Source organism: Emcibacter sp. (assembly GCF_048269205.1).
In the GTDB taxonomy this organism is placed as follows: domain Bacteria; phylum Pseudomonadota; class Alphaproteobacteria; order Sphingomonadales; family Emcibacteraceae; genus Emcibacter.
Genome location: NZ_JBLXJC010000001.1, coordinates 1,426,004 through 1,448,929 on the forward strand (window position 1 = coordinate 1,426,004; position 22,926 = coordinate 1,448,929).

The 22,926-nt window shown below is 54.5% G+C and carries 21 protein-coding genes and 1 tRNA gene; 14 read left to right on the forward strand and 8 right to left on the reverse strand.

The window, feature by feature from the left end; translation table 11 throughout:
• The first annotated feature begins 271 nt into the window (after positions 1 to 271).
• On the forward strand, positions 272 to 2,308 hold the full coding sequence (locus ACN0YD_RS06675) for a ComEC/Rec2 family competence protein (RefSeq protein WP_417318048.1): 2,037 nt from the start codon (positions 272 to 274) through the stop codon (positions 2,306 to 2,308).
• A gap of 9 nt (positions 2,309 to 2,317) precedes the next feature.
• Here ACN0YD_RS06675 and lexA read toward each other — a convergent pair whose 3' ends face one another.
• The 6 genes from lexA to ACN0YD_RS06705 form a co-directional block, all read right to left on the reverse strand.
• Positions 2,318 to 2,980 carry a transcriptional repressor LexA gene (gene lexA / locus ACN0YD_RS06680; protein ID WP_417318865.1) on the reverse strand — a complete coding sequence of 221 codons (663 nt, stop codon included), beginning with the start codon at positions 2,978 to 2,980 and terminating at the stop codon, positions 2,318 to 2,320.
• Between the two features lie 94 nt (positions 2,981 to 3,074).
• Positions 3,075 to 4,283, reverse strand: a complete 1,209-nt coding sequence (gene glp, locus ACN0YD_RS06685; protein ID WP_417318050.1) for a gephyrin-like molybdotransferase Glp — start codon at positions 4,281 to 4,283, stop codon at positions 3,075 to 3,077.
• Between the two features lie 2 nt (positions 4,284 to 4,285).
• The gene (moaC, locus tag ACN0YD_RS06690) at positions 4,286 to 4,762 is read right to left on the reverse strand and encodes a cyclic pyranopterin monophosphate synthase MoaC (RefSeq protein ID WP_417318052.1); all 477 of its coding nucleotides are present in this window, start codon (positions 4,760 to 4,762) and stop codon (positions 4,286 to 4,288) included.
• A complete protein-coding gene (gene trpC, locus ACN0YD_RS06695) occupies positions 4,759 to 5,559 on the reverse strand; it encodes an indole-3-glycerol phosphate synthase TrpC (protein ID WP_417318054.1) in 801 nt (266 codons plus the stop codon). Before trpC ends, moaC begins: the two co-directional genes overlap by 4 nt.
• A gap of 4 nt (positions 5,560 to 5,563) precedes the next feature.
• Entirely contained in the window at positions 5,564 to 6,580 is a 1,017-nt protein-coding gene (gene trpD, locus ACN0YD_RS06700) for an anthranilate phosphoribosyltransferase (protein WP_417318056.1), read from the reverse strand.
• Positions 6,577 to 7,182 carry an anthranilate synthase component II gene (locus ACN0YD_RS06705; protein ID WP_417318058.1) on the reverse strand — a complete coding sequence of 202 codons (606 nt, stop codon included), beginning with the start codon at positions 7,180 to 7,182 and terminating at the stop codon, positions 6,577 to 6,579. The genes trpD and ACN0YD_RS06705 overlap by 4 nt, the downstream gene beginning before the upstream one ends.
• A gap of 165 nt (positions 7,183 to 7,347) precedes the next feature.
• Between ACN0YD_RS06705 and ACN0YD_RS06710 the strand changes: the two genes are divergently transcribed.
• Positions 7,348 to 8,622, forward strand: coding sequence for a dicarboxylate/amino acid:cation symporter (locus tag ACN0YD_RS06710; RefSeq protein WP_417318060.1), 1,275 nt, complete (start codon positions 7,348 to 7,350; stop codon positions 8,620 to 8,622).
• Positions 8,623 to 8,713: 91 nt separating this feature from the next.
• Here the strand turns inward: ACN0YD_RS06710 and ACN0YD_RS06715 are convergent.
• Positions 8,714 to 8,787: transfer RNA gene (locus tag ACN0YD_RS06715), tRNA-Gln, on the reverse strand.
• 197 nt (positions 8,788 to 8,984) lie between these two features.
• Here ACN0YD_RS06715 and ACN0YD_RS06720 point away from each other — a divergent pair.
• The 12 genes from ACN0YD_RS06720 (at position 8,985) to ACN0YD_RS06775 (ending at position 21,980) form a co-directional block, all read left to right on the forward strand.
• Positions 8,985 to 10,163: a Ppx/GppA phosphatase family protein gene (locus ACN0YD_RS06720; RefSeq protein ID WP_417318061.1), complete on the forward strand. Its 1,179-nt coding sequence runs from the start codon at positions 8,985 to 8,987 to the stop codon at positions 10,161 to 10,163.
• Entirely contained in the window at positions 10,160 to 10,885 is a 726-nt protein-coding gene (locus ACN0YD_RS06725) for an RlmE family RNA methyltransferase (RefSeq protein WP_417318063.1), read from the forward strand. The genes ACN0YD_RS06720 and ACN0YD_RS06725 overlap by 4 nt, the downstream gene beginning before the upstream one ends.
• Before the next feature lie 146 nt (positions 10,886 to 11,031).
• Positions 11,032 to 12,492, forward strand: coding sequence for an IMP dehydrogenase (gene guaB / locus ACN0YD_RS06730; RefSeq protein WP_417318065.1), 1,461 nt, complete (start codon positions 11,032 to 11,034; stop codon positions 12,490 to 12,492).
• A 15-nt stretch (positions 12,493 to 12,507) separates the two neighbouring features.
• Complete coding sequence (locus tag ACN0YD_RS06735) at positions 12,508 to 13,797, forward strand: RsmB/NOP family class I SAM-dependent RNA methyltransferase (protein ID WP_417318067.1); 1,290 nt, start codon at positions 12,508 to 12,510, stop codon at positions 13,795 to 13,797.
• A gap of 51 nt (positions 13,798 to 13,848) precedes the next feature.
• Positions 13,849 to 15,396 carry a glutamine-hydrolyzing GMP synthase gene (gene guaA, locus ACN0YD_RS06740; protein WP_417318069.1) on the forward strand — a complete coding sequence of 516 codons (1,548 nt, stop codon included), beginning with the start codon at positions 13,849 to 13,851 and terminating at the stop codon, positions 15,394 to 15,396.
• The gene (locus ACN0YD_RS06745; protein ID WP_417318867.1) at positions 15,396 to 16,133 is read left to right on the forward strand and encodes a GNAT family N-acetyltransferase; all 738 of its coding nucleotides are present in this window, start codon (positions 15,396 to 15,398) and stop codon (positions 16,131 to 16,133) included. Before guaA ends, ACN0YD_RS06745 begins: the two co-directional genes overlap by 1 nt.
• A gap of 102 nt (positions 16,134 to 16,235) precedes the next feature.
• The gene (locus tag ACN0YD_RS06750; protein WP_417318071.1) at positions 16,236 to 16,757 is read left to right on the forward strand and encodes a GNAT family N-acetyltransferase; all 522 of its coding nucleotides are present in this window, start codon (positions 16,236 to 16,238) and stop codon (positions 16,755 to 16,757) included.
• A 62-nt stretch (positions 16,758 to 16,819) separates the two neighbouring features.
• Positions 16,820 to 17,644 carry a 3-methyl-2-oxobutanoate hydroxymethyltransferase gene (gene panB / locus ACN0YD_RS06755; protein ID WP_417318073.1) on the forward strand — a complete coding sequence of 275 codons (825 nt, stop codon included), beginning with the start codon at positions 16,820 to 16,822 and terminating at the stop codon, positions 17,642 to 17,644.
• Between the two features lie 121 nt (positions 17,645 to 17,765).
• Positions 17,766 to 18,410 carry a tetratricopeptide repeat protein gene (locus tag ACN0YD_RS06760; protein WP_417318075.1) on the forward strand — a complete coding sequence of 215 codons (645 nt, stop codon included), beginning with the start codon at positions 17,766 to 17,768 and terminating at the stop codon, positions 18,408 to 18,410.
• 20 nt (positions 18,411 to 18,430) lie between these two features.
• The gene (locus tag ACN0YD_RS06765) at positions 18,431 to 19,774 is read left to right on the forward strand and encodes a PQQ-binding-like beta-propeller repeat protein (RefSeq protein ID WP_417318077.1); all 1,344 of its coding nucleotides are present in this window, start codon (positions 18,431 to 18,433) and stop codon (positions 19,772 to 19,774) included.
• A gap of 76 nt (positions 19,775 to 19,850) precedes the next feature.
• Positions 19,851 to 21,269 carry a ribosome biogenesis GTPase Der gene (gene der / locus ACN0YD_RS06770; RefSeq protein WP_417318079.1) on the forward strand — a complete coding sequence of 473 codons (1,419 nt, stop codon included), beginning with the start codon at positions 19,851 to 19,853 and terminating at the stop codon, positions 21,267 to 21,269.
• A gap of 33 nt (positions 21,270 to 21,302) precedes the next feature.
• Positions 21,303 to 21,980, forward strand: a complete 678-nt coding sequence (locus tag ACN0YD_RS06775; protein WP_417318083.1) for a hypothetical protein — start codon at positions 21,303 to 21,305, stop codon at positions 21,978 to 21,980.
• A gap of 220 nt (positions 21,981 to 22,200) precedes the next feature.
• On the opposite strand, the gene ACN0YD_RS06780 is transcribed toward ACN0YD_RS06775, so the two are convergent.
• Positions 22,201 to 22,920, reverse strand: a complete 720-nt coding sequence (locus ACN0YD_RS06780) for an SDR family NAD(P)-dependent oxidoreductase (protein WP_417318085.1) — start codon at positions 22,918 to 22,920, stop codon at positions 22,201 to 22,203.
• Positions 22,921 to 22,926 lie beyond the last annotated feature (6 nt).

Consider the following 22,926-nt stretch of genomic DNA (forward strand, 5'->3'; position numbering starts at 1 on the left):
ATAACCCCGATTGCGAAGATGAATAATTAAACGGTATGTGAAGATGCTAATGGCTAGCAGATTTGCTATAATGACCTTCACAGCCAACAGGTTGGCCAGTTTCTAGCACATTTCAGGGAAAAAAAGAAACACTGTTGTGCAAAAAAAGACGTATTTTTCCGCATTGCACATAAAATAGATAGCCCAAAGGGGGGGGAAGCAAATCGAGCGGATACGCAAACTGGAAGAATTCACCTTTCTGGAGAGAAACAGGTTTTTTCTCTGGATTCCCGTGCTTATTGGGACGGGGGTGGGTGTCTATTTCCTGTTTGATATGGAACCTTCTCTTGTCTGGACTGGTGCGCCGCTGGTTCCGTTGCTGATAGCGGGGTATGCATCTGGTCGGGTCCATCATGATATGCCGCTGATTTTCGGCGCCCTTTTCTGGTTTAATCTGGGGCTTTTTATTGTCGGCGCCCGGGCCTATGTGCTGGATACCCCGATGGTTCTTCGTGAAAGCCGGGTGATGAGCATCACCGGGCAGGTGGAAAAGGTGCAGCAGTCCGGGAACGCAGCTCTGAGGCTGGTGATATCCGGGGTTCATCTGCCGGAGCGACTGGTGTCTTCCCCTGCGCGGGATCTTTCGGTTCGCATTACGGTCAGAAAATTTTCCAGGACGCCACAGGCAGGGGATACAGTCAGATTGCCGGCTGTGCTTATGCCGCCCCCCACTGCAAGCCTGCCCGGGGGATATGATTATGCGCGCCAGCTCTGGTTTCAGGGCATAGGCGGTGTGGGGTACGCCGTTGGGGAACCGGAGGTGACAGCTCGGCCGCCGGGATGGGTGGACAGGGTCGGGCAGTATCGCCAGGCCCTGGCGGAGCGCATCCGACTGGCATACCCCGGCGACAGGGGAGGATTGGCGGCGGCGCTGATTACCGGGGTAAGGGACGGCATATCGGAACAAACCACGGAGAATATGAGGGACGCCGGCCTTGCTCATCTGCTCGCCATCTCCGGGTTACATATGGGGCTGTTCACGGGCGCTATCTTCTTTTTTGTGCGTCTGCTGCTAGCAGGATTTCCTTCACTGGCTCTTAACCTTCCCATTAAGAAGTATGCCGCTGGTCTTGCTGTGCTCGGGGGCGCCGTCTATTTGTTGCTGAGCGGCGGAAGTATTCCCACTATTCGGGCCTTTATCATGGTCTCTATTGTGTTTCTCGGGGTGATGTTTGACAGAAAGGCCATTTCGCTACGGCTTGTGGCGCTGGCGGCCATCCTGTTGCTGCTTGCCACACCCGAAGTGCTCCTTTCCATCAGCTTCCAGATGTCCTTTGCAGCGGTGACAGGACTGGTGTATTTTTATGAAAGATATGGGGCTAGTCTGACCCGCTGGAGCAACCGGGAAAACAGTATGTTCCGCAAGGTTGTGGGATATCAGCTCGCCATCGTGCTGACCACGATCATCGCGGAACTGACCATCGGCCCAATCGCCCTGTTTCATTTCAATCGTATTGTACACTTCGGTCTTCTGGCCAATCTGGTGGCCATGCCGGTCATGGCGCTATGGGTCATGCCCTGGATTGTCATATATCTGTTGCTGCTGCCAGTGCAAATGGAAAATCTGGCTCTTCAGCCGATGATGTTTGGTCTTGATGTGATCATTGCCTGCGCCGGTTATGTAGCAAAATTGCCCTGGTCCATCAGTCTCATACCGTCCATGGGAACCGGGGCCCTGGTCACCATGGTTATCGGGGCACTCTGGTTTATACTCTGGCAGGGTAAGATCCGGCGGGCGGGGCTGTTTATTTTTCTGGCGGGAGTGGGCCTGGCGCTTTTTTACAGGACACCGGATATCATGATCGACAACAGGGGACGGTTAATCGCTGTAAAGGGGGCGGATGGGGACCTCAGGCTTTCCGACAGGCGGGGCAGCCGGATTGTCCGGGAACAGTGGGCGCAATATTATGGTCAGGAAAGGGCGGATAAATGGATATCATCCGAAGATGGCCAGTCTGGTCTTTTGCCGATAGGCTGCGATTCCCTGAGTTGCCTTTATCACCCCGTCCGCGGTGAACATAACTGGCAGATTGCCTTTGTCCAGGATGAGCGCGCCCTTGATGAAGATTGCCGATCAGCGGATATTGTGATCAGTCTGGTGCCGGTGAAAATAAAATGCTCTGCTCCCCGGCTTATCCTGGACCGGTGGGATTTCTATGAAAAGGGCGGACATTTTATCTGGCTTCCGGATCGGCCGGATCAGGGGATACAAGTTCGGAACATGCGCGATTTGCGGGGCGCGCGTCCCTGGACCCTGCCACCCCGCTAGAAAAAGATATCAATATTGTCTGAGAAGCCCCACAAGGCGGCCCTGAATGCGTACCCGGTTAGCCGGATAGACCTGGGTCTGATACTCTCTGTTGGCCGGAACAAGTTCCACATCGGGGCCAACTTTACGCAGGGTCTTGAGGGTGGCTTCCTGTTCATCCACCAGGGCGACCACAATGGCGCCGTTTTCTGCAGATTCGCAGCGCTGGATCACGACCCTGTCACCATCAAGAATACCGGCTTCGACCATGGAATCCCCATCAACATCAAGGGCATAGTGGCTTCCACCGCCGATCATGGTCGCAGGAATACTGATGTTTTCATATTGTTCCAGAGCCTCGATGGGGGTACCGGCGGCAATTCTTCCATGTAGGGGAATATCCACTGTATTGGGGTCATTGTCCTCATTGGCGGCACCGAAATCGGGACGGAATAAATTATCTTCCCGGGGACCCTCCTGATCAGGCAGGCGCAAAACCTCCAGCGCCCGGGCCCGGTGGGGCAGGCGACGGATGAAACCGCGCTCTTCAAGGGCGCTGATCAGTCGGTGAATACCGGACTTTGATTTCAGTTGAAGCGCATCCTTCATTTCATCGAAAGACGGGGAAACGCCGTTTTCCTTGATACGCTCGTTAATGAAGATCAAAAGATCGCGCTGCTTTTTGGTCAGCATTTCTGCCTCCTCGACAAAGGTAAATTTCACTTTTGTTCTTTTATGTTCTATTTTTATTCTTTTGTCAAGGTGCCAGGAGATTGGCAAAAAGGCGTCAGGACGGCAGGATGAGAACCGGCACCATGTCACCGAGATCAATTTCGGGCGCATGGGGTTGACGGATTACAAGGCAATTGGCGCCTGACAGGGTGCTGAGTTTGGCGCTGTCCTGGCTGGAGGCGGTTTCCACGATCAGCAGGCCCTGGTTGTCAAATTCCGCCCGGGCGCGCATATAGTGCTGCCGGTCGCCATTGGCGGGAAGGTGGTTTTTCAGACGGGCAACCTGCCGGTCTGCACCAATCGCCAGCCTTCCCAACAGGATATGCAGGGCAGGCAAAAGGAAAACCAGAGCGCATACATATGCGGAAGCGGGGTTGCCGGGCAGGCCAAGCATGGGAATGCCGCGAAATTTTCCAAAAATCAACGGCTTGCCCGGACGCATGGCGACTTTCCAGAAATCCACTTCCAGCCCTTCCTCACCCAGGACTTTCTGCACCAGGTCATGGTCGCCCACGGAGGCGCCGCCAATGGTGATGAACATATCCACATCCCGGACCTTGTCAGCCATAATGCGCAGGGATTGTTCGTTATCCCGCGCGATACCCAGGTCGATTGCTTCACCACCCTGTTCTTCAATCAGGGAGGCCAGTAGCAGGGAATTGCTGCTGACAATCTGGTTTGGCCCCACCGGTTCACCGATGGAAACAAGTTCGTCTCCGGTGGCCAGGAAGGCGATCCGGGGTTGGCGTGTGACCTGGACCTCTGAAACATTGGCAGCGGCAAGCAGTCCGATATGGCGGGAAGTGAGGCGAATGCCTTTTTCCACCAACACGTCCCCCTCGGCAAAATCATTGCCCATGGAACGAATGTTTTTCCCTTTTGATACCGGCTCAAGAACCTTGATGAGTCCATCGGGGAGTTTTTCGGTATTTTCCTGGATCAGGACGGCGTCTGCGCCTTTGGGGACAGGCCCCCCGGTAAAGATTCTTATGGCTTCCCCGGTACCCAGCATACCTTTGAAATCATGACCGGCTGCAACTTCGCCAATGACTTCCAGTTCGACCGGGCATTCTTCGACATCCCGGGCAAATACCGCATAGCCGTCCATAGCCGAGGCATCAAAGGGCGGCTGGGTCAGTCTGGCGGAAATGGCTTCCGCGGTTGTCCGGCCAAGAGCCTCGGCAATAGGTACAGTCTCTGCATCCAGCGCTGTAAAGGCAGCGCAAATACTGTCGAGGGCGTCCTGTACCGGAAGAAGGCTCATGGTCAATCCGCCTCGAAGGTTCCGGACTTGCCGCCGGATTTATAGATTAGACGGACGTCGCCGATTTTCATGTGTTTGTCCACGGCCTTGCACATGTCGTAGATGGTGAGTGCGGTGACGGAGACAGCTGTAAGAGCCTCCATTTCCACACCTGTGCGGCCATAGAGGCTGGCGGATGCGGTGATCTCCACACATCCTTTATCGTTATCCGCTTGAAGCTCCACATCCACATCGTGCAGGGGCAGGGGGTGACAGAGCGGGATCAGGTCTGCGGTTTTTTTGGCGGACATGATCCCGGCGAGGCGGGCCACAGACAAAACGTCTCCTTTGGGCACACCGCCGTCTTCAATCAGTTTCAGGGTTTCGGCAGCCATATATATTGCGCCCTTGGCCACCGCCAGCCGGTTGGTTTCCTTCTTTGCGGAAATATCCACCATCCGGGCCTTGCCGCTGCTGTCGATGTGGCTCAGTTTGCTCATCCGTTTATTCCCAATAGTTCCCGGGTGGCTTCTGTCACATCTTCCTGACGCATGAGAGATTCCCCGATCAGAAAGGTGCTGATCCCGGCTTGTGACTGTAACATAACCAGGTCGTCATGGGTGAAAATGCCGCTTTCACTGACCAGAAGCCGGTCCGGCTCCACCAGTCCGGCCAGCCGGATTGTCGTATCCAGGGTGGTCTCGAATGTCTTGAGGTTCCGGTTGTTGATGCCGAGCAGGGGGCTTTTGAGTTTATGAGCCCGTTCCAGCTCTTCCTCATCATGAACCTCGATCAGCACGTCAAGCCCCATGTCAAAGGCGGTCAGTTCCAGTTCTGAAGCAAGTGCGTCGTCCAGCATGGCCATGATCAGCAGGATGCAGTCTGCGCCGATGGCGCGCGCTTCGACGATTTGATAGGGATCAATCATGAAGTCCTTGCGCAAAACAGGCAGGGAAACGGCGGCGCGGGCCTCGATCAGATAATCATCGGCCCCCTGAAAATAGGGAACGTCGGTGAGAACGGAAAGGCAGCTCGCCCCGCCGCTCTCATAGGCTTGGGCCAGGCTCGGCGGGTCGAAATCGGCCCGGATCAGGCCCTTGCTGGGGCTTGCTTTCTTGACTTCACAGATCAGGCCGAAGCGATCCTCTGCCCGGGCGGTTGCGAGGGCATTGTAAAAACCCCGCACGGGGGAGACTTCCCGGGCCAGGGTTTCGAGGTCGCCAATGGACCGGCGGGCCTTGCACTGGTTGACGTGGGTTCTTTTGTCTGTGGCAATTTTGTCAAGTATGGTCGTCATGATACTAACTATTCGACATCCTGATCCATTGTTTCAGTTTTTCATCCGCCGCACCGCTATCCAGTGCCGCGGCGGCCATCTTGGCCCCTTCTTTCAGGGATTTTGCCTGGTCAGCCACCATCAGGGCGGCGGCGCTGTTGAGGATAACGATATCCCGATAGGCGTTTTTGGTTCCGGCCAGTATATCCTTGAGAGCTTTGGCATTATAACTGGCATCACCGCCTTTAATTTCTTTTATATTAGAAATGTTAATACCAATATCTTCAGGTGATACTTCAAATTCAGAAACCTGTCCGTTCTTGTATTCCGCCACATATGACGGACCGCAGATGGTCAGTTCATCGAGACCGTCGGATCCATGCACCACCCAGACATGTTCAGACCCCAGCTGACCCAGCACCTCGGCCATGGGAACAAGCCATTTTTTGTCAAATACACCGATCACCTGGCGTTTTGTGCCGGCCGGATTGGCCAGCGGACCGAGCAGGTTGAAAATGGTACGGGTGCCGAGCGAGGCCCGGGCCGGGCCCACATGGCGCATGGCGCTGTGGTGCCGTGTGGCCATCAGGAAACCGATGCCCAGCTCGCGGATACATTTCTCCACCACGTCCATATCAGCATCAATATTAATGCCGAGCGTTTCCAGGACGTCGGCAGAACCGGATTTTGACGACAGAGCCCGATTGCCGTGTTTGGCTACCGGTACGCCGCAGGCGGCAATGACGATGGCGGCGGCTGTGGAAATATTATAGGTACTGGCCCCGTCTCCGCCGGTACCGCAGGTGTCAATGGCGCCTTCAGGGGCCTGAATGGCACTTGCCTTGGCGCGCATGACTTCGGCCGCACCGGTGATTTCCTCGACGGTTTCGCCGCGAACGCGCAGGCCCATAAGGAAAGCGCCGATCTGTGGACCGGTGGCATCACCGCTCATCATATACTCGAAACTGTCACGGGATTCTTGCCGGTTCAGGGGCAGACCGCGGGCAATTTTATCGATAATTTTCTTGAACTCGAAACTCATGCCGCTTTTGCTCCGTTAAAAGCCCGGGCGAGATCAATGAAATTCCTGAGAATGTCATGTCCGTGCTGGCTTTCGATACTTTCCGGATGGAACTGAACGCCGTGCACCGGATGGCTTTTATGGGCCAGGCCCATGATCAGGCCGTCCTCCGTTTCCGCTGTGATTTCCAGGCAGTCGGGCAGACTTTCCTTTTCCACGATCAGGCTGTGATAGCGGGTGGCCCGGAACGGGTTTTCGAGGCCTTTGAAGACGCTTTGGCCTTTGTGGTATATATCACTGACCTTGCCGTGCATCAGGTAGGGTGCGCGAATGACCTTGCCGCCATAAACCTGTCCGATGGACTGATGTCCCAGGCAGACACCGAATATGGGCAGACGGCCAGCTGCTTTATCAAGCAGTTCGAGGCAGATGCCTGCTTCGGTGGGGGTGCAGGGACCCGGAGACAGAATGACCCCTTCCAGCGTGCCCTTTGCCTGCAGGGCAAGAACATCATCGGCGCTCATGGCGTCATTGCGCACAACCTCTACATCCACTCCCAGTTCGCCCAGATAGTGGTAAAGGTTATAGGTAAAGCTATCGTAGTTATCGATCAGTAGAAACATTTACTGCCCGGTTATTTCTGTTATTATTCGCTACCCTTTTACAAAAGTTGACCGGAAAGGGCTAATACTAAATAACGGTCGGCACACAAAAAAACAGGTACAAGTCGTATGAAGGCCAGATTTTCCGGCTTTCTATCCATAAAACAACAAGGGGAGACATAATAAATGTCCCATAAACATTCGATGATTGTACTATATTTGATTGCATTGGGTATGATCGCAGGCCTGGGCGCAGGCTGGTATTTCGGGGAAGATGTTCTGGTCATCAAATGGCTCGGCGTTCTTTTCCTCAACGCATTGAAAATGACAATTATTCCTTTGATCCTTGCGGCAGTGATTTCCGGGGTCGCCTCGCTGGGCGATGTGCGCAAGCTTGGCCGGCCCGGCGGCCTGACCATGCTTTATTATCTCTGCACCACGGTACTGGCCATTATTATCGGTCTGTTCCTGGTGAATGTCATTCAGCCAGGTGTAGGCGTTGAAATGAGCGCCGAGGCGCAAGCTGCCGGGGCCTCTCTGGCCCAGGAAAAGGGCGGCTCAACCTTCGTTGATATCATCATGAGCCTGATTTCACCCAACCTGGTGCAGTCCGCTGCCGAATTGCAGCTTTTGCCTCTGGTGGTCTTTGCGGTGATCTTTGGCGCCGCTGTGACAACGGTCGGAGAATCCGGTGCCGCAGTTATTCGTTTCTTCGAAGGCCTCAACGAAGCCATGATGAAGCTTGTGGGCTGGATCATGTATTTTGCGCCAATCGGGGTCTTCGCCCTGGTGGCGTCATCCCTGGGGGAGGCCGGCGGCGGGGACGCCTTCATGGCCACGATCCTCGGTATCGGCAAATATGTGAGCACGGTTCTTATCGCACTGGCGGTTCATTCCGTGGTCCTGTTTCTGATCATGATTTTCATGTCCCGTCGAGGTCCCGTCTTTCTCACCGACATGGGGCGGGCATTGCTGACCTCCTTTGGTACGGCTTCATCATCGGCCACCCTGCCGATAACCATGGAATGCGCCAAGGAACACGGTCTTAGCGAACGGTCCGTGCGTTTCGTCCTGCCGCTGGGCAGTACGGTGAACATGAACGGCACGGCGCTTTATGAAGCCATTGCCGCGATGTTTATCGCCCAGATGTATGGCATTGACCTGGGGCTGGGGGCTCAGATCCTGATCGTGGTGACGGCTACTCTGGCGGCTATCGGTGCCGCCGGTATCCCGCAGGCGGGCACAGTCACCATGTTAATCGTTCTGGCGGCCGTGGGGCTTCCGGCGGAAGGCATCGGTATGATCCTGTCCGTCGACTGGTTCCTGGATCGTTTCCGTACCACAGTTAATGTGTGGGGCGATGCGGTCGGCGCCGCCGTCATGAATAAATATATGATGGGTGACGAAGAGGCCGCCATGGTCGAGGTTTTTGCCGACAGGATCGAGGAAGCCGAAAGCTGATCCTGATCCAATATTGAAATATAGAGCCCCGGTGTAAAAGCCGGGGCTTTTTATTTGCGAAAACTTCTCGAAAATTTCTTGGGGAAAATATTGGATCCGGGGACTGGATTCGAACCAGTACCGATGGAGTCAGAGTCCATAGTTCTACCATTAAACTACCCCGGATCAGGGGATGGATAATCAGGCGTTGCCGCCGGATGGAGCCCTTATATAAGGATTTTTCCGTCGAGGTCCAGTCTAAAATGTGTATCCGCTTTAATAAAATTGTCTCTTTTTCACTAGGAAGGGCGGCGAAGGCACTCTATATAAAATAGTATAGATTGTTTTTACAAAGATTTTGGAGGGGCACGGCCCCGACGGACATGAATAACCAGGTTAAGATTGATAAAAGTGAAAAGGCTGCGGCCAAATCTGACACGGGTCCGGGAAAAAAACAGGCAAGAAAAGGAAGCAGAAGCAGGTTTTTCAGGAAAAAGAATACTTCTCCTGCTTTTGGCGCCATTGATCTTGGCACCAACAACTGCCGCCTTCTGGTGGCGCATCCCACAGCGACGGGATTCAAGGTTGTTGATGCCTTTTCCCGAATTGTCAGACTGGGCGAGGGGCTTTCACAAAGTGGCGAGCTTTCCGAGCAGGCCATAGAGCGTACCCTTGAGGCGCTGCGTGTCTGCGTGGATAAAATGGAACGCCGGCAGGTCCGGTTCAGCCGCAATGTGGCCACCCAGGCCTGCAGGGAGGCCAACAACTGTGCCGAATTCATGGAGCGGGTGGAAAAGGAAATCCGCATCAAGCTGGACATCATTGATCCACAGGAAGAGGCACGGCTTGCGGTCATGGGCTGCAAGGCGCTTCTGGACCAGCGGTTTTCCAATGCCATTGTTTTTGATATCGGCGGCGGCAGCACCGAGCTGATCTGGCTCAGAATCGGTGAAAAAGTCGCTCCGGAAATTATCGGCTGGACGTCTGTGCCTTTCGGTGTGGTCAATCTCTCGGAAAAATACGGCACCAAACACGCGCTCACTGACGGGCAATATCTCGAAATGAAAAACATGGTGAAGGCGGAACTGGAGGCTTTCGAGGCCGAGCATGACATGCGGCCTCATGTGGAGCAGGGCAAGGTTCAGCTTCTGGGCACATCCGGCACCATCACCACGCTCACCAGCATGCATCTTGATCTGGAGCGTTATGACCGCGACCAGGTCGACGGCACCTGGGTGACCAGCGCCCATATGCAGGAATTGTGTCTTGAACTTTCCCGCATGAGCTATGAACAGCGCGCTGCCCGGGGCGGCATCGGCCTGGACCGGGCGGAGCTGGTCGTAGCGGGTTGTGCCATTCTGGAGGCCATCATGGATCTCTGGCCCATAGAACAGATCCGGGTTGCAGACCGGGGAATCCGGGAGGGTGTACTGCTTGACCTGATGGAAAAAAACAGGCCTTCGGGAAAATCCCGCAACAACCGGTCCGGGAACAAGAAGTTCTTCCGGAAACGGAAGAGGAAACCTGCGCGCACCGGTTCCGGAACGGAGGGCAACAAATGAAACGTCCCAAGTTGACCAGAACGGGCAAGCCGAGAAAGATTTCCGGTCACGGTATCACCAGCGGCAAGAAACAACGGGTGCATACGGCCCGGGGACGCAAGCTGTCGTCCACCCGCTGGCTGCAGCGGCAGTTGAACGATCCTTACGTCGCGGCCGCAAAGCGGGAAGGCTATCGCTCCCGTGCGGCTTATAAATTGATCGAGCTGGATGAAAAGTTTCATTTCCTGAAAAACGCCCGCACCATTGTCGACCTTGGTGCGGCGCCCGGTGGCTGGACCCAGGTTGTGGTTAAAAAATGCCAGAAGGACGCCGTGGTGGTCGGTATTGATATTCTGCCCATGGCGCCGGTAGCGGGGGCCACCATTCTGGAAATGGATTTTCTGTCTGAAAAAGCGGAACAGGAACTGAGCCGGCTGATCGACGGTCAGGCTGATCTGGTGCTCAGTGACATGGCGGCGCCGACCACAGGCCACAAGGAGACGGACCATTTGCGGACCATGGCTCTTGTGGAAGCGGCCTACTATTTTGCTGAAGACGTTCTGAAGCCGGGCGGCGCCTTTGTCGCCAAGGTTTTTGCCGGCGGTACAAATAATGAACTCCTGGACCGTATCAAGGGTCGCTTTGACAGTATTCGGCACTATAAACCTCCGGCAAGCAGAACCGGCTCGCCGGAAACCTATCTGGTGGCCATGGGCTTCCGGGGTAGCGCCAGCGAAGAATAAAACGTCAGGGGGCGCATTTCCCTTTTGACCTTTGTATAAATTGCTGATATTTACCCAAGGCCAATACCCGATCCAATTGGCAATGATACATATTCCTGCCAAGAGGGGGTTTTTTTACAAAAATCTCAGCCAAGTTAGGAATAGGAATGAAAATCCGCGAAGCTCTCACATTTGACGATGTACTTCTTGTCCCGCAGGCCTCTGATGTTCTGCCGGCCCAAGTCAATGTGCAGACGCAGATGACCCGCAAGATCATCCTGAACATCCCGTTGATCGCTGCGGCGATGGATACAGTGACCGAGGCCCCGATGGCCATCGCCATGGCCCAGGCCGGCGGTATCGGCATCATCCACAAAAATTACAGCAACGAAGAACAGGCTGAGCAGGTCCGGATGGTCAAGAAATTTGAATCCGGCATGGTCGTCAATCCCGTGACCATCTATCCGGACAATACCCTTGCCGACACGCTTCAGCTGATGACAGATCACAAGATTTCCGGCGTTCCTGTGGTGGAGCGCGGCGACGGCAAACTTGTCGGCATCATCACAAACCGTGACGTACGCTTTGCCACCAATATGATGCAGCCGGTGAGCGAGATCATGACCAGGGAAAACCTGGTTACGGTCAAGCCGGGTGTCACCATGGATGAGGCCAAGAGCCTGTTGCACAAGAACAGGATTGAAAAAGTTCTGGTGGTGGATGACAATTATCGCTGTATCGGCCTGATTACGGTAAAGGATATCGAGAAAGCCAAAACCCATCCCAATGCCTGCAAGGACGAGGAAGGCCGCCTCAGGGTCGGTGCCGCCACATCAGTGGGGGATGCGGGCTATGAGCGCACGGAAGCCTTGATTGAGGCCGGTGTGGACCTGGTGGTAGTGGATACGGCCCATGGCCATAACAACGGCGTTCTGGAAGCTGTACAACGGATCAAGAAGGAATATAGCCATATCCAGGTTGTCGGCGGTAACGTGGCCACCGGGGACGGGACAAAGGCCCTGATTGATGCCGGTGTGGATGCGGTCAAGGTGGGGATCGGACCGGGCTCCATCTGTACCACCCGTGTGGTGGCCGGTGTTGGTGTGCCGCAGTTGACCGCCATCATGGATGCTGTGGAAGTTGCCCGTAAGGAAGGTGTGCCGATCATTGGTGATGGCGGACTGAAGACTTCCGGTGATATTGCCAAAGCCATTGCTGCAGGGGCCAACACGGTGATGATCGGATCACTGCTTGCCGGGACCGAGGAATCTCCGGGCGAGGTGTTCCTCTATAAAGGACGCTCTTACAAATCATATCGCGGCATGGGGTCTCTTGGCGCCATGGCGCGGGGCTCCGCCGACCGATATTTCCAGCAGGAAGTACAGGACAACCTGAAACTGGTGCCGGAAGGTATTGAGGGACAGGTGCCTTACAAGGGGCCGGTCGGGGCGATGATTCACCAGCTTGTGGGCGGTCTTCGGGCAGCCATGGGCTATACCGGCAGCTCCACTATCGCGGAGCTGCACAAGCGGGCACAGTTTGTGAAGATTTCCAATGCAGGCCTTCGCGAAAGCCATGTGCATGACGTGACGATCACGCGGGAATCTCCCAACTATCCGTCACAGTAAAGATCGCGGGAAAATATGAAAGACGCAGCAAGAATTCAGTCGGTCATCGAGCTTCTTGACCGGCTGGCGCACAGTTTTTCCGAAGACGGTGCGTCGGCCGACGTACTTCTGCGTCAGTATTTCCAGAGCCGCCGATATGCCGGATCGCAGGACCGGCGGGCCGTATCCGGTCTCTATTATCAGATTATCCGCCATTGGGGCGGTCTGCTCGAAGTCTGTGGCGGGTTTTCATCCCGCAAAATGACCCTGGCTGGACTCCTGTATATTCAAAAGGCCGAAACTAATCATATTCGGGAGCTTTTCTCGGGTCAGACACACGGCCCGGAAGTACTTTCAGAAGAGGAAGAAGGTTTTCTGGAGAAAATTTCAGGCCAGAATTTTTCCGACGTGCTTTACCCGGAATGGATGGATGCGGGCCTGCAAGCGCGGTTTGGTGAGAACCTGAATAAGGCCATGCAGGCGTTCAATAAGCGGGCGCCAATGGGGCTTCGGGTTAATTCTCTTAAATCAAGCAGGGAAAAAGTCCGCAAGGCTTTTATAGACCTCGACATTGATGTTCGTGATGGCCGCTGGGCCGAAAGCGCTGTGATTATTGATAATCCCTTACAGATTCGTGATTTGCCGCTTTATAGGGACGGGCACGTGGAAATCCAGGACGAGGCGGCGCAGCTTGCCATGGAACTTGCCGACATTCAGCCCGGGCAGCAGGTCATGGACTATTGTGCCGGGGCAGGGGGCAAAACTCTGGCGGCGGCGGCTTTCATGCAGAACAAGGGCCAGATTTACGCTCTGGATGTGAACAAGTCGCGGCTGAACGAGCTGAAACCCCGGGCCAAACGGGCTGGCGCCCATGTGATCCAGACCCTGCTTCTGGGACATCGTGCAGCCAAACGCGAAAAACAGCTGGAACAACATATCGGTAAAATCGACAGGCTTTTGCTGGATGTGCCCTGTAGCGGTTCCGGCACCTGGCGGCGCAATCCGGAAAGCAAATGGCGGCTCACACCGGAAAAGCTGGAAGAGTATGTAAACCTGCAGAAAGAGCTTCTTGCCGAAGCCTGGCACTATGTGAAGCCGGGCGGCAGACTTGTTTATATGACCTGTTCCGTCTTTGGACAGGAAAACGAGCAGCAAATTGACGACTTCCTGGCGTCAATACCGGAAGCCGGCTTATTGAATTATAAGGATTTTATTCGGGGAGAGAGCCCGCAAAGCCTGTCCGTTCTGGACGGCGCCCTGCAGCTTTCACCCCATGAACATAACTGCGACGGTTTCTTTGTCGCACTACTGGAGAAGAAGGTTTGAGAGCCGTCTAATCGGCTGGACAAGCCATGGTACAAAGGGTATTTTTCGTTCATGACAGACCGTATTCTTATCATTGATTTTGGCTCCCAGGTTACCCAGCTTATTGCGCGCCGGGTCAGGGAAAGTGGCGTTTATTCCGAGATCGTTCCCTTTAACAAGGCGGACGAGGTTCTGGAAACATTTGATCCGGCCGGTATTATCCTGTCAGGCGGGCCAAACAGCGTCACCGGCATCGATACGCCCCGCGCCCCGGAAAAGGTCTTTACCATGGGCCTGCCGATCCTCGGCATCTGTTACGGCGAGCAAACCATGTGCGAGCAGCTCGGCGGCAAGGTGGAAAGCTCGGACGAGCGTGAATTCGGCCGCGCTTTTCTGGATGTGACTGACAGTTGTGGACTGTTTGACGGCATCTGGAACAAGGGTGAAAAACACCAGGTCTGGATGAGCCACGGTGACCGGGTTGTCGCTCTGCCAGAAGGGTTCCATGTAGTCGGTGTGAGTGACAATGCGCCCTATGCCGCCATTGCCAACGAAGAAAAACGTTTTTATGCGGTGCAGTTCCATCCCGAAGTGGTGCACACACCGGACGGGGCCAAACTGCTGTCCAATTTTGTCCATAATATTTGCGGCTGTGCGGGCGACTGGACCATGGCGTCATTCAAGGAAACCGCCATTGCGGCAGTCCGAGAACAAGTGGGGTCAGGCCGGGTGATTTGCGGTCTTTCAGGCGGGGTCGATAGCTCCGTTGTGGCCGTACTTCTTCACGAAGCCATTGGCGATCAGTTGACCTGTGTTTTTGTCGACCATGGCCTTATGCGCGCCAATGAAGCGGAGGAAGTGGTGACCCTGTTCCGGGATCACTATAACATTCATCTGGTGCACAAGGATGCCAGCGACATGTTCCTTGGCAAACTGGACGGGGTCAATGACCCGGAAAAGAAACGCAAGATCATCGGCGGCCTGTTCATTGATGTGTTTGAGGAAGAGGCGAAAAAAGTTGGCGGCGCTGACTTTCTGGCCCAGGGCACACTCTATCCCGATGTAATCGAGAGTGTTTCCTTCACCGGCGGTCCCAGTGTGACCATCAAATCGCACCATAATGTGGGTGGTCTGCCGGAACGTATGAACATGGCGCTGGTGGAGCCGTTACGCGAACTGTTTAAGGATGAGGTCAGGGCGCTTGGCCGTGAACTCGGCCTGCCGGACAGTTTTATTGGCCGTCATCCGTTCCCGGGACCGGGCCTTGCCATTCGCATTCCTGGAGACATCACCCAGGAAAAATGCGATATCCTGCGCAAGGCGGACAGCATTTATCTTCAGGAGATCCGCAACGCCGGGCTATATGATGCCATCTGGCAGGCCTTTGCGGTACTTCTTCCTGTGCGCACCGTGGGCGTAATGGGCGACGAACGGACCTACGAATATGTCTGTGCCTTGCGTGCTGTGACCTCCACCGACGGCATGACGGCGGATTATTATCATTTCGACCATGAGTTCCTGTCCCGGGTGTCGACCCGGATTATCAACGAGGTGCGTGGCATCAACCGGGTCGTTTACGACATCACTTCCAAACCCCCGGGAACCATTGAGTGGGAATAATGATTGGTGAGAACAGGAAGCTGGGGGAGACTGTCGAGAACTGGTCACCCCCTCCTGAACCGTCCAGTGATATGAGACTGGAGGGAGAATATGTCTCTCTTCAGCCACTTTCAGCCGAAGTTCATGGAGAGGACCTCTTTGAAGCGAATGCGCTGGATGCAGACGGCGCGATCTGGGATTACCTGGCCTATGGGCCATTTGCCTCTTTAGATGACTATTTAGAGTGGGTGAAATCCATGGAAGGGAAGCCAGATCCCTGTTTCCTCGCCATCCAGAGAAAAGATAGCGGCGAGTTCTGTGGCGTGGCAAGCTTCATGCGCATTACACCAAAGGCCGGTACCATGGAAGTGGGACATCTGTGTTTTTCTCCGAAGCTACAAAAAAATATCGCCGCGACGGAAGCCATGTATCTGATGATGAAATGGGCGTTCGAGGCCGGCTACCGGCGTTATGAATGGAAATGCAACGCCCTTAACCTGGCGTCGCGCCGGGCGGCACAGCGGCTTGGTTTTTCCTATGAAGGCATATTCCGCCAGGCACTGGTAACCAAGGGGCGGAACCGGGATACAGCCTGGTTTGCCGCCATCGACAAGGAATGGCCGGAGCTGGAAAAGGCTTTTCAGACCTATCTGGATCCAGGAAACTTTGACCAGGATGGCCTGCAAATTAAATCGCTTTCTTCTCTCACCCGGAAGCTTCTTTTTAAAACAGATCCGGACCTGGACGGACCTGAATAATCTTTTGTGCACTTGCTCAAAGGATGCTAGAAACAATCTGCTCGGAGTTTCAAGTGAAGAATTTCCCGGGCGGAATTTTCCGTATGCAAGCAGGGTAGAGAAATGTCCGGTGCAAGCACAGCAACCCCCTATCAGTTCAGAATTCTGCAGGTCGATGATGTCACCGAAGACTATGTTAAATGGTTTTCCGATGTCGATATTGTCCGCTATTCCGATAACCAGTACAGGACTTTTTCGTTGGTCGGTCAAAAGGAATATGTGAAGTCCTGTCTGGATAATCCTGACATGGATCTCTATGGAATTTTTGACAACGGACGACACATCGGAAATATTACGCTCTCAGGTTTCAACAGCCCCCATAATCGCGCAGAGATAACCTATGTGGTGGGGGCAAAAGACTACTGGGGAAAAGGTGTTGCCGCTTGGGCAATCTCCGAAATTGTCAAACTGGCAAAGCAGCATTATAAACTTCATAGACTGTATGCTGGCTGTGCGGAGCCTAATACCGGCAGCAGGAAAGTTTTGGAAAAGAACGGTTTTCAGTTAGAGGGTAAACGGATAAACCATCTTTTCTATAATGGTGAATGGATGAACCAGTTGGATTTCGGGCTTAACCTGTCTTAGCCTTTCTCGAAGAGCATTCCCAAAGCGCTCCGGGTAAAAACATAACAGAGGGATACGAGATCATGTATGCAGATCACAAGGCACGACGCAAAACCGTAAGAGACATTGCGAAGCTGAAAGGGGAGCGTCCTATCGTCTCCCTGACCGCCTACACCGCGCCCATGGCCAACTGGCTGGATGATCATGTGGATTTTTTGCTTGTTGGTGATTCTCTGGATATGGTGCTTTACGGCTTCGAGAGTACCACCGGCATGACCCTGGATATTATGATCGAACATACCAAGGCGGTCATGCGCGGATCGCAGAAAGCCATGGTGATTATTGACTTGCCCTTCGGTACCTATGAAGAAAGCCCTGAAGTGGCTTTTCATAATGCAGCGCAGGCGGTCAAGAATTCCGGCTGTGCCGCGGTCAAGCTTGAAGGCGGTGTGGAGATGGCAGAGACCATCAGATATCTGACGGATCGTAAGGTGGCGGTGCTGGCGCATATCGGGCTGAAACCCCAGGCCGTGAATGTGATGGGCGGCTATGTGGCCCAGGGACGGACGGAAGACAGCTGGGGACCGATTCTGGAAGATGCCCGGGCCGTACAGGAGGCTGGCGCCTTCGCCGTTGTTCTGGAAGGGGTCACAGAACCCCTTGCGCAGAAAATTACAGAAGAACTGGATATTCCGACTATTGGTATCGGGGCCGGTAAATATTGTGACGGCCAGATCCTGGTCACCGAAGATATGCTCGGCCTGTTTCCCGGCAATCCCAAGTTCGTCAAACGTTATGCGGAAATGGGCAAAATGATCGATGAAGCCATCCAGCAGTATGCGGAGGAAGTGAAAAGCCGCGCATTTCCGGGCACTGAACACACCTATGCCATGAAAACAGAGAAATAGGCCTCAATATTGCCAGTTTTTTCCCGGAGGCTCTATTGCGCGTTGCCTTATGGGAAAAGGCGGGCTATCTTGTCCGCTGATCAAATATCTGGGCCAGAGAAAGTAATACAGGAGAGCCTGATTGTCTGAGGAATTTATTCGCGAGGTAGACGAAGATCTTCGTCACCAGCAGCTTACAGCATTTTGGAAAAACTACGGCAAATATGTCATAGCCGTGGCTGTGGGCATTGTCATTTTTGTTGCCGGATCCCAGGGGTATAAGAAATATACCGAAGGCAAATATCTGGATGTGTCGGAGCAATATACTGCTGCACTGGACAATATCGGTTCAGGCAACCAGCAGCAGGCTTTGGTCAAGCTCAAAGAGCTTTCCGACAAGGATGTGGAGGGATACACCGTTCTTTCTGCCATGAAACGGGCGGAGTTGCATCTTGGGAACGGGGAACAGGCTCTGGCTGTCGGTATTCTGGACGGTCTGGCGAAAAATTCCGGGGTCGGGGAATTCTATCGCGATCTGGCCAGCCTTCAGGCGGCTACGATCCTGATGGACGAGTCCAGCTACGAGGAAACCACGGCCCGTCTCGAGCCGCTTCTGGAGCGGCGCAACGAAATGCATTACCTGGCAAAGGAACTCCTGGCCATGGCTGCTATTCAAAGCGGCGATCTGGAAAAAGCCAAGGGGCTGCTGCGTGACCTGAGCGAGGACCTGGAAACACCGGAACAGGTGAAATTCAGGGCTGACCAGCTGATCACTGTAATCGAGTAAGGCGGATAATGGGAAATTTTATGGCGACTGAATACTTTCCGGGCCGGACTGCAGTCCGTATCACACTGGTTGCCCTTCTGGCAACCGGTCTCGCGGCTTGCGGGGGCGGGGGTAACAAGGATAAAAACCGGCTCGACGGGGAAAGAATACCTGTTCTGACTTTTGAGCAAAGCCTGAAAATCGATCCCCAGGTTTCCAGTTATCAGATCACGCTGCCGACACCTTCCGCCAGTGGCGATTGGTCGCAGCCGGGACAGAATGCCTTTCATTATGTAGGACATCCTGCCCTGTCCGAGAATCCTCAGAAAATCTGGTCCACGGATATCGGTGAAGGCTCAAATGGCCGTCACGCCCTTGGGGGCATGCCGGTGATTGCCAATGGCCGTATGTTCATGATTGATTCCCGCGCCAGGGTTCGTGCCTTCAATGCGGAGACCGGCAAAAAACTTTGGGATCATGATTTCCGGGAAAAAGGCGAAACTGTCAAGAATGCCTATGGCGGCGGAGTGACATATGGCAACGGCACGCTGTTTATCACCAACGGATACGGGCATATTGCGGCCATGGACCCGGCGAACGGGAACGTTAAATGGCAGGCGAAAACCGGCATTCCCATGCGCGGCGCACCGACTTACGCAGACGGTCGTCTTTTTGCCCTGAGCCATGACAATCAGACCTATGCCCTTGACGCCAACACGGGCGAGATTCTCTGGAACGAAATCGGTATATCCGAAAATGCCGGCCTTGTAGGGGCCGCAAGCCCGGCCGTTATCGGCAATACAGTGATTTCCGCCTACAGCTCCGGCGAAGTTTATGCCATGCGGGTGGAAAACGGTCGGACACTCTGGACCGATACCCTGTCCCGGCAGGGCAGGCTCACCGCCATGGCCAGCCTGCGCGATGTGGACGGTCACCCGGTGATTTATGACAACAAGGTCTATGCCGTCAGCCATTCCGGGCGTATGGTGGCCATTGACCTGCGTTCCGGCACCCGTATCTGGGAACAGAATGTGGGCTCACAATACACGCCCTGGGTGGCAGGTGATTTCATCTATGTGGTCACCCCTGAAGGACAGGTTGTCTGTCTGACACGCCGGGAAGGCAAGATCCGCTGGATTACCCAGCTCGAACGCTATAAAAATCCGGAACGACGTGACGAGCCAGTACACTGGTCCGGGCCGCTTCTTGCCGGGGACCGGGTTCTGGTGACATCCTCACACGGCTATGCGGTTTCCCTGTCGCCCTATACCGGTGACGTCCTCAGCGGCATTGAGCTGCCGGACGGTGCGGAGTATGGTCCGATTATTGCCAACGGGATCCTTTATATCATGACAACAGACGGTGAAGTGGTCGCTTACCGCTAAGGTTTGTCATAATTACATTGATTATTTGGCCCGTTTTGGTAAAAGCGGGCCACATTTATTTGCAGGTAACAAAACCATGGCTCTTACCATCGCCATTATCGGCCGCCCCAATGTGGGCAAATCCACCCTGTTCAACCGTCTGGTTGGCAAACGGCTGGCTATTGTCGATGACACGCCCGGCGTGACTCGCGACCGGCGCGAGGCCATGGGCTCCCTCGGGGAGTATAAATTCAAGATTATTGATACCGCCGGTCTTGAGGAGGGCAAGGCTCAAAGCCTGTCCGCGCGCATGTGGGAACAGACGGAAAAGGCCATTGAAGAAGCGGACTTTTCCCTGTTCATGATTGACGCCCGGGCCGGGGTTACCCCGCTGGACAAACATTTCGCCGAACTATTGCGCCGGGGAAATCACCCGATGATCCTGCTGGCCAACAAGGCAGAGGGCCGGGCCGGTGAAGAAGGGCTCTATGATGCCTTCAGCCTTGGCCTGGGCGCGCCGATTCCGGTATCCGCCGAACATGGCGAGGGTCTTGCGGAATTGATCGAGGCCTTTGACGAAAAATGCCGCGAGCTTCGTATTGATCCGCTCTCCGAGGAAGAAGAGCAGGTGGTAAGCTTCTCCGTCGCCATTGAGGGCGAGGTGACCGAGGAAGAGGAAGCCGCCAGTGAAATTGACAGCGGCCTGCCGCTGCAACTTGCCATTGTCGGCCGGCCCAATGTGGGAAAATCCACCCTGGTCAACCAGATCCTGGGCGAGGAGCGGCAGATCACCGGTCCCGAGGCGGGCCTGACCCGCGATACCATCGGCGTCAGCTTTGACTATGAGGGCCGGGAAATCCGTATGTTTGATACGGCGGGATTGCGCAGGAAAGCCAAGGTCCAGGAAAAACTGGAAAAGCTGTCGGTCGCCGATACCATCCGGGCGCTCAACTTTGCCGAGGTCGTCGTCCTGATGATTGACGCCACCATGCCGTTCGAGCGGCAGGACCTGAGCATCGCCAGCCTGGTAGTGCAGGAAGGCCGCGCCCTGGTGTTGGCGCTCAACAAATATGACCTGATCGAAAACCGCCAGGAAGTCCTGAAGGATATTGCCGAGAAGCTGGAACATACCCTGCCGCAGGTCAAGGGCATTCCGGTGATCCCGATCAGCGCTCTGACCGGCAAGGGGGTTAACAAGCTGATTCCGGCGGTCTTTGAAGCTTATCGGCAGTGGAACCGTCGCATCAGTACCTCAAAGCTCAACCGCTGGCTTTCGGACACCACAGACTATCATCCGGCGCCGTCGGTCAGTGGCCGCCGCATCAAAATGCGCTATATCACCCAGGTCAAGACCCGGCCGCCGACCTTTGCCATCTTCTGCAACCGCCCGGCCGATGTGGCCAACAGCTACCAGCGCTATCTGATGAATGAGCTTCGGTGGGACTTTGAACTGCCCGGTGTGCCGATCCGTCTGCTGCTAAGACGTGGCGATAACCCGTATCACAAGAAGAAGTAGGAACAGTAAAAAACACTGGTTATGGGGGATATAGTGTTAAATATTTTTGTTGCTGCAATCCTCATACTTATTTTCGTTGTACTTCCCATAACTATAGCAATTTGGGTCGGTAAAGCAGGATATCGCTTAGGCACACGATTGGGGCAAAATGCCAATGGTGTGGCTGTGTCAGGTAAAAAGACAGGCGAATATGGCCCTGTGAAGAACAACGAGTTCTATGTGTTTGTCGTAACTGTCCTGATTGGTATGGTTTTATCCTTTTCCAATATTTATCTTTTTCCCTGGACCGGAAATGGATTTAGTTTCGAAAGAGATTTTATCGATAGCTTTGTCAAATGTTCCAATCCGACGATTGCCGTTGAGCAGGTTAACATTCTTAGGAACTGTCTTCTATCGACAGCTGTAGGCATGGTATTTCTATTATTTAGATTGTTTCCCTTATCGCGAGAGATACCCCGACGGGTCATGACCTTGGACCGAGGCGCTGTATCTCTGTTCTCTTTGTCCGTCATAACTTTGGCGGCAGTGTTGATTATCTCGCGCGTGGTCTTGGCGTATGAGCCAATTGTGGACTGCAATGGAACATACATGAAAGTCCCGTATTTGCTTTATTCTACTCTGTTCGTGTGGGCTAGCGGATTGATGATTTTCATGATGTCGTTTGTACCGATATCGATTTATTTCCGCTACTTCCGGAAAGAAGCTCCCTAGGGCTATTGTCCTGGCGTCACCCCGGCGAAAGCCGGGGTCCATGTGACCGTCTGGGTGAACTTTCAGGATGAGCTATGGATTCCTGCTTTCGCAGGAATGACGAGTGTTATCGCGCACTCTGTCGTCATTCCCGACCTGACCGGGAATCCATGTTAATTTCGGAAAGACTCTATCAGGAGGAGCCATGGACTCCCGCTTTCGCGGGAGTGACGGAAAAAGGTTACTTCTTCCATTCCCGGAAATCAAACACCTGGCCGGTCTCGGTGAACTCTTCCGAGCACAGCTCCACGAACATGGGCGCGATCTCTTTGGGATGGGGCAGGCTTTCCGGATCCTCACCCGGCATGGCCTTGGCGCGCATGCCGGTGCGGATGGGGCCCGGGTTGATCAGGTTAGCGCGAACATTGGTAATTTTCATTTCCTCCGCCCAGGTTTTCACAGTCACTTCAAGGGCCGCCTTGGTCATGGCGTATCCGCCCCAGTAAGCTCGTGCCTTCTGGGCCACACCTGAGCATACAAAGACCGCCCGGCCGGCATCAGATTGCTTGAGCAGCGCTTCGAAGGACCGGATCAGCCGGTAATTGGCGGTCAGGTTCACATTCAGCAGCATATCCCAGTCCTTGGGCGTAATATGGCTGAGCGGGGACAGGATGCCAAGATAACCGGCGTTTCCGACCAGGATATCCAGCTTGCCGTATTTTTCATAAATCGCCGCGCCAAGACGGTCAATGCCGTCATAGTCGGTGATGTCGAGCGGCACCAGCAGAGCTTCGCGCCCGGTCTCCGCCTTGATCTGGTCGTCCAGTTCCTCAAGCGCGCCGACGGTGCGGGCGACCAGGATCACTTCGGCGCCTTCACGGGCGAATTCAAGGGCCACGGCGCGGCCGATGCCCCGGGAGGCCCCTGTAATAAGGGCGATTTTTCCGTCAAGTTTTCCCATGGTCAG